This window comes from Halomonas sp. AOP7-B1-5 (assembly GCF_052353045.1).
Lineage (GTDB): Bacteria > Pseudomonadota > Gammaproteobacteria > Pseudomonadales > Halomonadaceae > Vreelandella > Vreelandella colorata.
Window position 1 is genome coordinate 41,894 of sequence record NZ_JBQTDC010000032.1, and the last position, 11,090, is coordinate 52,983.

The window sequence follows — 11,090 nt, forward strand, 5'->3', positions numbered from 1 at the left end:
CCTGACACGTAATAAATTAACAATAGAATACCAGCTTAACCGGGCAAGTTGGCAGCTGGCGATGGGAAGGGACGGGTTTTAGGATTATCTGACAGATACAAATCGCTTGGCTGGTCGGCACCTGCATGCCACTGGGCTGCTGCCTCACGATACTCACAGCGTACTCCCTTGAACTGAGTAACAAGATGAGTAGGCCCAGCCTGACTAAGAGAAGTAGGTAAGCTGCGCCCGAAAGCAAGTGGAACGCCTCGCTTGACTCCGCCAAAGGCCTTAACGCCAAAGGCAGCGGTAAACCGCTGAAAATACTCAGTATCCGCGTCTACTCTCACAACATCCCAAAAGCCTAATGTTTCGAAAACCTCGCGGCGAAACATAAACGATGACGTATTACGATAAATCCAGCCATCCAGCGCTTCCAGACGCCAGCGGTTAAACATTAGTTCGGTAGAACAACGGACCCAATCACTAAAACATGCCTTCCAGGCTGGCTGGGTCTTCAAGCCCTTCACCTGTAATTCAATTTTTTGTGGATGCGACCAGTCATCGCTATCGTGAACGGTAATAAAAGCGCCCTTCGATGCTGCCAAGCCCCGATTGCGCGCTGCATAAGCGCCCTGGTTTCTGGGCTGGGCCAATACACGAAAGCGTGCATCCTGCTGGCTGAATGCTTGAGCTATGGTCAAGGTGTTATCGGTAGAAGCATCATCTACTACAATAACTTCCAAATCCGTATACAATTGCCGGGCTAGGCTATGCAGTGCTGTTTCAAGATGCTTTTCAGCGTTAAATACGGGCATGATAATACTGACTAAGCTCTTCTCACCATTTGCCCAGTCTTTCTCATCATTGACCCAGCCCTTCTCATTTATCACCGCAGAGTAGGCCGCTTCTGGGCTTTCTGAGATCAGGTTATCAAGCGTTAACGGCTGGTTATCATCTTTAAGCATGATAGGAGACAGATTGGCACTCACAAACAGCGTATTGATATGCTGCAAACGAAGCTGCTCTGTAAGCGCTACGGCCTGTTTAGAACTGCTCCTCGCGTAGGCAGAGGCTTGCACAGCAAACACGTTGGATAACGCTAGCGAGGTATCCAGATAATTCGGAAACGTCTCTTCTAGCTGCTGGATACGCCGCCAAGCTTCTACTAGCTGCCCAGTGTTGATTAGAGCTTCTATCTCCAACAATCTGGGGGCTGGCGTAGCAGGCTTAGCGTCGGTCAGCTGATAGCGATGTGCCAATATATCCGCACAGCATTGCCACTCACCTTGCCAGGCATACCAACGGCCTAACGCCCAGGCAGCATAGCTTGCCTCCCAAGGGTCCTGGTGAGTAAGCAGCCTCTCTAGAGCACTAAGCTGCGATATGGTGCGGGTTTGTTGCCAGAGCAACTCCTCAAGCTCATTAGCTCTGAGCCGAACAGGCCAACGCCCCTCTTTTTCACCATTACGCGTGAAGTGCAGTAACGGGCTGATACCTGCTTTGGCTACATCCGGATGGCTATTAAGATAATACTCCGCATCAAACCGCGGGCCTGCTCTTCGCCCCCAAGCCTCCCCCAATAAAAGATAGTGCTGTGCAGGCGACATTCCTGATACCGCCACATCGGGGTACTGCAGCATATACCACTCAGCATCAAACCAAGGGCTTTGCTCGATATCAGTAATATCTGACAAACGACCTTCTGATGCATGCTTATTGGGCAGGCCAAGCGTTGAAGTTGATGTCAAAAGTCACTACCTCGCATTACAGGACAATCTATTGGTCAACTAGGTAAACATATCAGCGATACGCTGAGCACATGCCTGAGCTTGACCTGCATCGACGGCCTCTACCATTACCCGAATCAATGGTTCAGTGCCCGACTTACGCAACAGCACACGGCCAGTTTGCCCCAGCAACTGTTCTACCTCTATAACCACCTGCTTTACCGCAGGGTCTTCAAGGGGGTCGTGCCCTTGCTGGGCGGTATAGCGGACATTAATCAGCGTTTGCGGCAGTTTCTGCATGTCTTGCTTGGCTTCGAACAGCGTTGCCTGCTGCTGCAGCAAACAGGTAAGCACCCTCAATGAGGCAATAATGGCATCACCCGTAGAGGCATGGTCAAGGCTTAGTAAGTGGCCTGAGCCTTCTCCACCTAAGCGCCAGCCGGTTTTCTTTAGCTGCGCCATTACGTAGCGGTCACCCACCTTGGCACGTTTAAATGGAACATCTATGGCCGCAAGCGCCTGCTCCAAACCAAGATTGCTCATCTTCGTGCCTACGACGCCGCCGTTATAGCCTTCGGCTTTGGCGTCTTTGGCTAATAGGTATAGCAGCTCATCGCCATCCACTACTATACCGGTATGGTCAACCATCATCAGGCGGTCGGCATCGCCGTCCAGCGCTATCCCCATATCTGCCTGGTGTTCCAGTACCGCGGCACGTAGGCTCTGCATAGCCGTTGCGCCGCAGTGGGCATTAATGTTCACGCCATTGGGCTTATCATGAATGCTGATTAACTCAGCGCCGAGTTCACTATACACAGCAGGCGCCACCTTGTAGGCAGCACCATTGGCGCTATCGACGACTATTTTCAGGCCATTCAAACTTAAATGACCGGGTAAAACCGCTTTACAGTATTCAATATAACGACCCGCAGCATCATCAATACGGCGTGCTTTGCCAAGTTTGTCAGATTCTACGCACGTCATGCCGCCTTCAATAGCCACCTGAAGCCAGCGCTCGATTTCCTGCTCCTGCTCATCGGTTAGCTTGCGGCCGCCCTGGGCAAATATCTTGATGCCGTTATCGTAAAATGGATTGTGCGAAGCACTAATCACAACACCTGCATCCGCCCGAAAGGTAGACGTTAAATAAGCAACGCCAGGGGTAGGCAACGGCCCGACCAAAGCAACATTCACCCCCGCCGCCGAAAAACCCGCCTCTAACGCGGACTCCAGCATATAGCCGCTGGCACGGGTATCTTTACCAATTAAAACCTCTTTAACGCCTTCAGCGCCCAGTACCTGACCGGCTGCCCAGCCCAACTTCATAGCAAAACCAGGCGTCATGGGGAACTCCCCCACACGACCGCGTACACCGTCCGTGCCAAAATATTGTCGCATCATTTAGTAACCTAAGAAGTGAATCGTGAATCGTGAATCGTGAATCGTGAATCGTGAATCGTGAATCGTGAATCGTGAATCGTGAATCGTGAATCGTCAGGAGTATAAGCCTTGCAGAGCGGGGTAACGAGTATCTGAGGGGAACGAATATAAGATACATCCGCGGGTGTGGCCCTTATTACAGATCGCGGGACTTACGCCGCGATACGAAAAACCACCCATTCAAATGAGTGCACATACCGTAGCGCGCGGTAACGAATCTCGCGAGGCACGAGCGAATGAGGCACCCTCGGGAGGCGGCGGAACGACGCCCAAGGGCAACCAACAATGCCTACACGAACCTAACCCCAGCACCGCTGCGCGCTGCTCCCGCGGGTGCGCTACGAAAACCGCCAATATCGAGAAGGTGCTAAAACAAAAACCGATGGCGCCTTGCTTAATTCCCCCATACCACAAAATAGGGATTGAGCTTTTCGCTGGGGTTGGCGTAGCTAAGCGGTGTACCTTCCAGGGTTTCTACTCGCCCACCGGCTTCCAGCACTACCGCGTGGGCGGCGCCGGTATCCCATAAACAGGTGGGGCCTAAACGCGGGTAGGCATCAGCAAACCCTTCGGCAATGATGCACAACTTTAACGAACTGCCCATGGGCAGCATGGTGTGCTCACCCAACTTTTCCAGCCAAGCGGCCAGATCGGGGCTGGGGTGCGAACGGCTTCCCACTACCCGCCAGGTAACGCCCGCTTTAGGATTACCTGCCACAGAAATAGCCTTACGGCTTCCATCCGCTTCAACCTTAAAAGCCCCCAGCCCTTTCGCTGCTACGTAACCCACCTCAAGCGCAGGAGCGGTCACGACACCGAGCACCGGCTTACCGTTTTCAATCAAGGCAATATTGACGGTGAATTCACCATTACGCTTGATGAACTCCTTAGTGCCGTCCAGCGGGTCGACTAACCAGTAGCGACCAGCAGTATCGGCACCAGCAAAGCCTTCAATATCCTCTTCAGAGAGAATTGGGATCTGAACCGGCAGCGCTTTCAGGCCGCGCACAATAACGTTGTGTGCTGCTTTATCCGCTTCGGTTAACGGGCTTTTATCTTCCTTCTCTTCCACGCTGAACTCGCGGGCGTAAACGCTCATAATCGCATCGCCCGCTTCACGCGCGATAACTTCAACCGCATCCAACAGGGCTTGATCAATAACGGATACTGAGTTAGTAGGCATCGTTTTATTCCTTGCATAAAAAAAGCTGTCAAGCAGTAGCCAAGGTCACTACCACCTGACAGCTAGAGCATTCAAATCAGCTAATCATTCCACGTTCACGCAAAGCTGCGATCACCGCGTCTGCTGCTTCCCCCGCGTTCATTTCGGATGTTTTCAAGTGAACATCCGGCGCTTCAGGGGCTTCATAGGCAGAATCAATACCGGTAAAGTTTTTAAGCTCACCTCGGCGAGCTTTTTTATAAAGGCCTTTCGGGTCACGGGCTTCAACAACATCCAGAGGCGCATCAACAAAAATCTCGATGAACTCGCCCTCCTCCAATAGATCCCGCGCTAACTGGCGCTCGCTGCGGAAAGGCGAGATAAACGCCGACATCACGATTAGCCCTGCATCCACCATCAGCTTGGCGGTTTCCGCCACCCGGCGCACGTTTTCAACGCGGTCAGCATTGGTAAAGCCTAAATCACGGTTCAAGCCATGGCGCACATTATCGCCATCCAGCAAATAGGTATGCTGCCCACTACTGAACAGCTTCTTCTCAACCAAATTCGCAATAGTCGATTTGCCCGCTCCTGAAAGGCCCGTGAACCAAAGTACAGCAGGCTTCTGCCCTTTCGCTAACGCACGCGCCTGCTTATCAATATCCACATGCTGCATATGAATATTCTGGCTACGACGAAGAGCGAAGTGGAGCATTCCCGCACCTACCGTATTATTGGTCATACGGTCGATCAGAATGAAGCCGCCGGTATCTTGGTTGTCTTTATAAGCATCAAAGGCAACCGCACGGTTAAGACTTATGGTACATACCCCAATGCCGTTCAATTCCAGCTGCTTGCCTGCTGTATGCTCCAGGGTATTAACGTTCACCTGGTACTTGATATCGGTCACGGTCGCAGAAACTGTCTGGGTACCCAGCTTCATCAAATAGGGGCGGCCCGGCAACAATGGCGCCTCATGCATCCACACTAATGTTGTTTCAAATTGATCGGCCGTGTGAGCGGGCTGTTCCACGCCGGAAATCACGTCGCCGCGGGAAATATCAATTTCGTCTTCCAACAGCAGCGTAATCGATTGCCCTGCCACCGCTTCATCCAAGTCACCATCTAACGTGTAAATACGTGAAACAGAGCTGGTGTTACCCGAAGGCTGCACACGAATTTGGTCGCCCGGGCGAACGACGCCACCGGCAATCATGCCGGTAAAACCACGGAAATCCAGGTTGGGGCGATTGACCCATTGCACCGGCATTCGGAAAGGTAAGCGCTGAAGGTGCTCTGCATCGAGCTCGACCGTTTCCAGATAGCCTAGCAGCGTCGTGCCGTGGTACCACGGCATTTTGGCGCTGTGTTCAATGACGTTATCGCCCTTCAGCGCCGACATGGGAATGAAGGTGATATTTTCCAAACCCAGCTGTTTGGCAAAGGCACGATACTCTTCAACGACCTCATCAAAACGCGCTTTGGAGTAATCGACCAGATCCATCTTGTTAATAGCGACTACTAAATGACGCATTCCCATTAACGACATCAAAAAGCTATGACGACGGGTTTGGGTCAAAATACCGCGGCGCGCATCAACCATCAAAATAGCGGCATCGGCAGTAGAAGCCCCCGTGACCATGTTACGAGTGTACTGCTCGTGCCCTGGGGTATCCGCCACAATAAACTTACGCTTCTCGGTCGAGAAGAACCGGTACGCTACATCAATGGTGATGCCTTGCTCACGCTCAGCGGCCAGGCCATCCACCAGCAGCGCAAAATCCATTTCGCCGCCCTGGGTGCCGTACTTTTTCGAATCGGCTTCAATCGCTGCCAGTTGATCTTCAAACAGCAGCTTCGATTCAAACAGCAAACGGCCAATCAGAGTACTTTTGCCGTCGTCCACGCTGCCGCAGGTAATAAAGCGCAGTAGGCCCTTATGCTCGTGGGCTTTAAGGTAACCTTCGATATCATCAGCAATCAGGTCAGATGAGTGAGACATTAAAAATACCCCTCTTGCTTCTTTTTCTCCATGGAGGCCGCGCTGTCATTATCAATCACTCGACCCTGGCGTTCCGATGTTTTGGTCAACAGCATTTCTTGAATAATTGCCGGCAGCGTATCGGCTTCAGATTCAACGGCACCCGTAAGCGGATAGCACCCCAACGTCCGAAAGCGCACTTTACGCATCATAGGCACTTCACCTGGCTCTAACGGCATACGCTCGTCATCCACCATAATCAGTGCGCCATCGCGCTCAACCACGGGCCGTTCGGCGGCATAATAGAGCGGCACAATAGGGATATTTTGCAGATGGATGTACTGCCATATATCCAACTCGGTCCAGTTGGAGATCGGGAACACACGGATCGACTCTTTGGGGTGTTTACGTGTGTTATACAGTTTCCACAACTCTGGGCGTTGGTTTTTCGGGTCCCAGCGGTGCTGTGCGGTACGGAACGAAAAAATACGCTCTTTAGCGCGCGATTTTTCTTCATCGCGCCGGGCACCGCCAAACGCGGCATCAAAGCCATACTTATCCAGCGCTTGCTTCAAGCCCTCGGTTTTCATTACATCGGTGTGAATGGCTGAGCCGTGAGTAAATGGATTAATGTCCTTCTCAATGCCTTCAGGATTGATATGCACCAGCAAATCCATACCAATATCTTCCGCCATCTTGTCGCGAAATTCATACATGGCCCGGAATTTCCAGCGGGTATCAACATGTAGCAGCGGAAAAGGTGGTGGTGAAGGCGCGAAGGCTTTACGCGCTAAATGCAGCATTACCGCCGAGTCTTTACCGACAGAATAAAGCATAACCGGATTTTCAGTCTCGGCGACCACTTCGCGCATAATCTGGATGCTTTCAGCTTCCAAGCGTTGTAAATGGGTGAGTGATGTCATCATCTATCCCAACATTAGGTGAAAAAGTATGTTCTTAAGTGCTAAGAAGCCACACCGCTATCGGCAGGGACTTGCACTAACCAAAACATCGTCTGTTGCGTCAACCAAGCCGTTACTTCCGGGCTAGCTGAAAACCAAGCGCCATGAAATACCAAGACGACAGGCTTTTTATTTTCTTGGCTCTTACTGATGAGCGCCTGCATTGCGGCTAGATAATCATCCGCTACTGGTGGGCGATTAAAACAGCGCATCCACAGCCGACCACGCGCTCCATGTAAGTAGATCTGATAAACCGGCCGGTGAGTATGCGCAACCCGGCGTACACCACCTTGCCAACGTAGCTCGGCCTGCCCCAGCTTAGCTAATATCGGAACAACCGATTGCCGATACCATCGCCCTCGTTGGGAACGTTGTTTCGCCCACGTGTTTAGTGACCATGGCTCGTGCTTTAACCTCTCGCGCTCCCACCAGTGCTCTATGGCACGCCGAGTCAGTTCGACGCCATGCTCTCTCTTCAAAAATATAGCCAAGTCAGCACTATTCCAGCCTGGCTGACCCTCAGGGGGAGCCGTATAAAGCACTTCCCATAGCTGTTGCTGAATAGTGGCATCAAGAACATTGGCTTGGCCCTTCGAGCGGCCACGCGCGCGAACCGGCACTGCTGCCCAACCACCTTCACAAAACGCCTTCCAGGCTGCTGAAACCGTCGGCGCAGAAAGCCCAGCCTGCTGACTAGCCAGCGCTACCGTCGCCCCATCCAAGCGCAGCTTGACGGCTTGCATACGGCGCTCATTAAGCTTTTCGGGCGATAAATGTTTAGTACCCAAAATTATCGCTAACCACCTGAATTAAGTATATTTTATAAGAATAAATATTTTAGGAATATGCAAACATTAGACACCATCATAAAAGCCTGCGTAAAATCCAGCAAGCAAACCGCGTCATTGACATTAGCAAGGACCCACCATGACCCCCTGGGCCGTTCTATTTTCTATTACAATATTACTGGTACTTTTAATCAGCGGCCGCTTAAAGCCCGCCATCGCTTTTGTCACCTTGGCCGGTATATTCTTGCTATTAGGTTTGGTTGACACCTCAACCCTGCTCGCTCAATACACCAACCCAGCACTTGCAACACTACTGCTCTTGCTTCTCGTTTCGCTGTCACTTGAACGCTCCCCCCTGCTGGACTGGCTCTCACGCACTTTGTTAAAGGGCTCCTCACAGCTTGCGACGGCACGCTTAATGGGCAGTACAGCTGTGCTTTCTGCGTTCTTGAATAACACCGCCGTGGTCGCCGCCTTTTTAGGCGCCATTTCGCGCCAGCAGCGTATTGCACCTTCACGACTGCTGATCCCGCTCTCTTACGCTTCTATCTTAGGCGGCATTACTACGCTGGTAGGTACTTCTACCAATTTGGTCGTGAACTCGTTTAATTTGAGTGCCACCGGCAGCGAGCTGGGCATGTTCCAATTTAGCTTGGTGGGAATCCCGGTAGCGCTAATTACTCTATGCGTGTTGATGTGGCGCGCCAACGCCTTACCCCATCATCAGCTGGAAGACACCAACGAGCAGCTTTCCTACTTTCTAGCGGCCGACCTGGAACCAGACTCTCCTCTGATTGGGAAAACAATCGAAGAAAACGGCCTGCGCAGCTTAGACGGGCTTTATTTACTGGAAATAGAACGACAAGGAAGACTAATAAGCCCTGTAGCACCAGATGAGCAGCTTCAAGCCTATGACACGCTCGTTTTCACGGGTGAAGTAAGCAAGGTACAAGCGTTACAGCGCTTTCCAGGGCTACACCTATTTGGTCATCAAGCTGACCACCTGCTGGCGACTAACCTAGTAGAAGTAGTGATTTCCCATGAGTCTGAGCTTTCAGGTAAAACGCTGCGAAACGTAGACTTTCGCAGCATGTTTAGCGCCGGTGTGGTGGGCATAAGGCGGGGGGAAAAACGCTTGGAGGGGCAGTTAGGAAAAATTTCGCTTCGCGTGGGGGACTGCTTACTGTTAGCGGTTAGTGCTGATTTTCGTCAGCACCGCAATCTAGACCGAAACTTCCACTTGCTAAGCGGCAGTTTTACTCGGCCACAATTAAGTAACAAAGAGAGCCTGCTTAGCGTGGGCGGCTTCGCAGCGGTTATTGGGTTAGCCACCACCAACATGCTGCCTCTGTTCCACGGGTTGCTGATACTATTGGGCGGGCTGCTGTTAATGAAAGTAATTAGCCTGGCAGAGCTGCGCCGCCGCTTCCCGTTTGAACTATGGCTAATTATTGGTTCGGCGTTAGCCATCGCTCAAGCGTTGGAAAACTCAGGCGCGGCCGGGTTATTAGCCACCGGCATGCAGAGCCTATTCAGTGGTTACGGTGTCTATGCCGCGTTTATTGGTTGCTACCTATTGACGCTACTACTGACAGAAACGGTGACTAACAACGCCGCAGCTGCATTGGCCTTCCCCGTTGCCTGGAGCACTGCCCAAGCTTTTGGTGCCGACCCGCTGCCGTTTGTGATGGCCGTGGCATACGGCGCCAGTGCCTGCTTTTTAATTCCATTTGGCTACCAAACCCACCTAATGGTCTATTCACCAGGGCGCTATAAAATTACCGATTTCTTTAAAATCGGTTTACCGATCAGCCTTACCTACTCAGCCGCCGTTCTGGTCATTACACCACTGGTATTCCCGTTTTAGAGGCGTCTGACTAGTGCTGCCAGAACACCATCTGATTTACAAATGGTGTTATCTGGCAAATTTCCTCATACGCCAACCTTCATCAATCCGCCCCATATAACCTGCTTAACGGTAGGGCGAATTCATACGGCGACCTGGTTTAACCCTAAAGATATTACGCAGCCGTTTCATCGATGCGGCGTGGGCTTAGCGGAAACCGCTGCCCCGTAGCGGCAATACGACATTGCACCGTATCAAGAGGAGACAGTTTTAACGGCACATGAAAGCCCACGTACCCGCCGCGGGGAGGCAGCAAGTGACACAACTCCTGACGAAGCTCTGCTGCGCGTACGGTGCTGGTTAGCTCATCATTGACCCACAGCTCGACTTCCAACGGCGCATCTTGCTCATCGGCCCACCAGGCCCAGCCACTAACACCCTCGGCATTGGCCTCAACAAGGCAAGCATGCGCCCAGGGTTGATTCGACTTAAACATCGTATAGCGTGAGTCAAACAGTGCAGAGGCATACTGATAAAGCTCGATATCGCGTTTATTCAAGCGTTTGAGTTCTGCGACATCCTCTTTATCGAGCTTGTGCTGGTCCTCCAGGCGCGCTTTACCTCGGTTGTCTTCACGCTCGGGAATCTGAGTCGAAAAGCGATCATTCAATACTTCCAGGCTTTCAGAATAACGTTCTGTTAAACCTATAAACCCGATAGCCTCAACGTTCACGCCATTGAGAGCCCTACGCTGACGATTACGCATCGCCGGATCTGAATAGAATTCCTTGAAGCTCCCTTTGTAATCCATATTCCTGACAAAATGCGCATATTCAGAGGCAATACGCTGCAGTGGTTCACGCAGGAAGGTAAGCGTATTTCCCGCCCCCCACAAAGAAACAAAGCGCGTGATAGGCACATGCCCCGAAATCATGGCGGGGTTATCAAGCGCCTGCCTGAACTGCCAGAAATCAGGTTGATCGGCATGTAGAAACTCTTTGGCAAGAGGTGACGTTACCTTGGAATTCGCACCATAATCATAAACAATTCGCTCTGACGAAAAGTATTTTTCGGCACCCTGCCGAAAGCTTGTTCCAGCTGTTTTAGGTATATGCACAAAAAAAAGCGACATGAACTACATCTCCTTTATACAACGCCCACTGACACATTCACTTTCGCGCCTAGTGGGCAAGGATTCATTT

8 protein-coding genes are annotated in these 11,090 nt (G+C 51.7%); 1 reads left to right on the forward strand and 7 read right to left on the reverse strand.

Annotation, left to right across the window (positions count from 1 at the left end):
• Positions 1–35 precede the first annotated feature (35 nt).
• From ACT3XD_RS14865 to ACT3XD_RS14890, 6 genes are all read right to left on the reverse strand, one after another.
• Positions 36–1,730 (reverse strand): glycosyltransferase family 2 protein, encoded by a 1,695-nt coding sequence (locus ACT3XD_RS14865; RefSeq protein ID WP_192539449.1) that lies wholly within the window; start codon positions 1,728–1,730, stop codon positions 36–38.
• Positions 1,731–1,769: 39 nt separating this feature from the next.
• Positions 1,770–3,107 (reverse strand): phosphoglucosamine mutase, encoded by a 1,338-nt coding sequence (glmM, locus tag ACT3XD_RS14870; protein WP_225736296.1) that lies wholly within the window; start codon positions 3,105–3,107, stop codon positions 1,770–1,772.
• Between the two features lie 436 nt (positions 3,108–3,543).
• Positions 3,544–4,332: a 3'(2'),5'-bisphosphate nucleotidase CysQ gene (gene cysQ, locus ACT3XD_RS14875; RefSeq protein WP_192539451.1), complete on the reverse strand. Its 789-nt coding sequence runs from the start codon at positions 4,330–4,332 to the stop codon at positions 3,544–3,546.
• Positions 4,333–4,408: 76 nt separating this feature from the next.
• Positions 4,409–6,313 (reverse strand): sulfate adenylyltransferase subunit CysN, encoded by a 1,905-nt coding sequence (gene cysN, locus ACT3XD_RS14880; RefSeq protein ID WP_192539452.1) that lies wholly within the window; start codon positions 6,311–6,313, stop codon positions 4,409–4,411.
• Complete coding sequence (gene cysD, locus ACT3XD_RS14885; RefSeq protein WP_192539453.1) at positions 6,313–7,215, reverse strand: sulfate adenylyltransferase subunit CysD; 903 nt, start codon at positions 7,213–7,215, stop codon at positions 6,313–6,315. Before cysD ends, cysN begins: the two co-directional genes overlap by 1 nt.
• Positions 7,216–7,256: 41 nt before the next feature.
• Entirely contained in the window at positions 7,257–7,997 is a 741-nt protein-coding gene (locus ACT3XD_RS14890) for a helix-turn-helix domain-containing protein (RefSeq protein ID WP_192539454.1), read from the reverse strand.
• A 184-nt stretch (positions 7,998–8,181) separates the two neighbouring features.
• On the opposite strand from ACT3XD_RS14890, the gene ACT3XD_RS14895 reads away from it, so the two are divergent.
• A complete protein-coding gene (locus ACT3XD_RS14895) occupies positions 8,182–9,909 on the forward strand; it encodes an SLC13 family permease (protein ID WP_192539455.1) in 1,728 nt (575 codons plus the stop codon).
• A 154-nt stretch (positions 9,910–10,063) separates the two neighbouring features.
• Here ACT3XD_RS14895 and ACT3XD_RS14900 read toward each other — a convergent pair whose 3' ends face one another.
• A complete protein-coding gene (locus ACT3XD_RS14900) occupies positions 10,064–11,020 on the reverse strand; it encodes a sulfotransferase family 2 domain-containing protein (RefSeq protein ID WP_192539456.1) in 957 nt (318 codons plus the stop codon).
• Between the last annotated feature and the right edge of the window lie 70 nt (positions 11,021–11,090).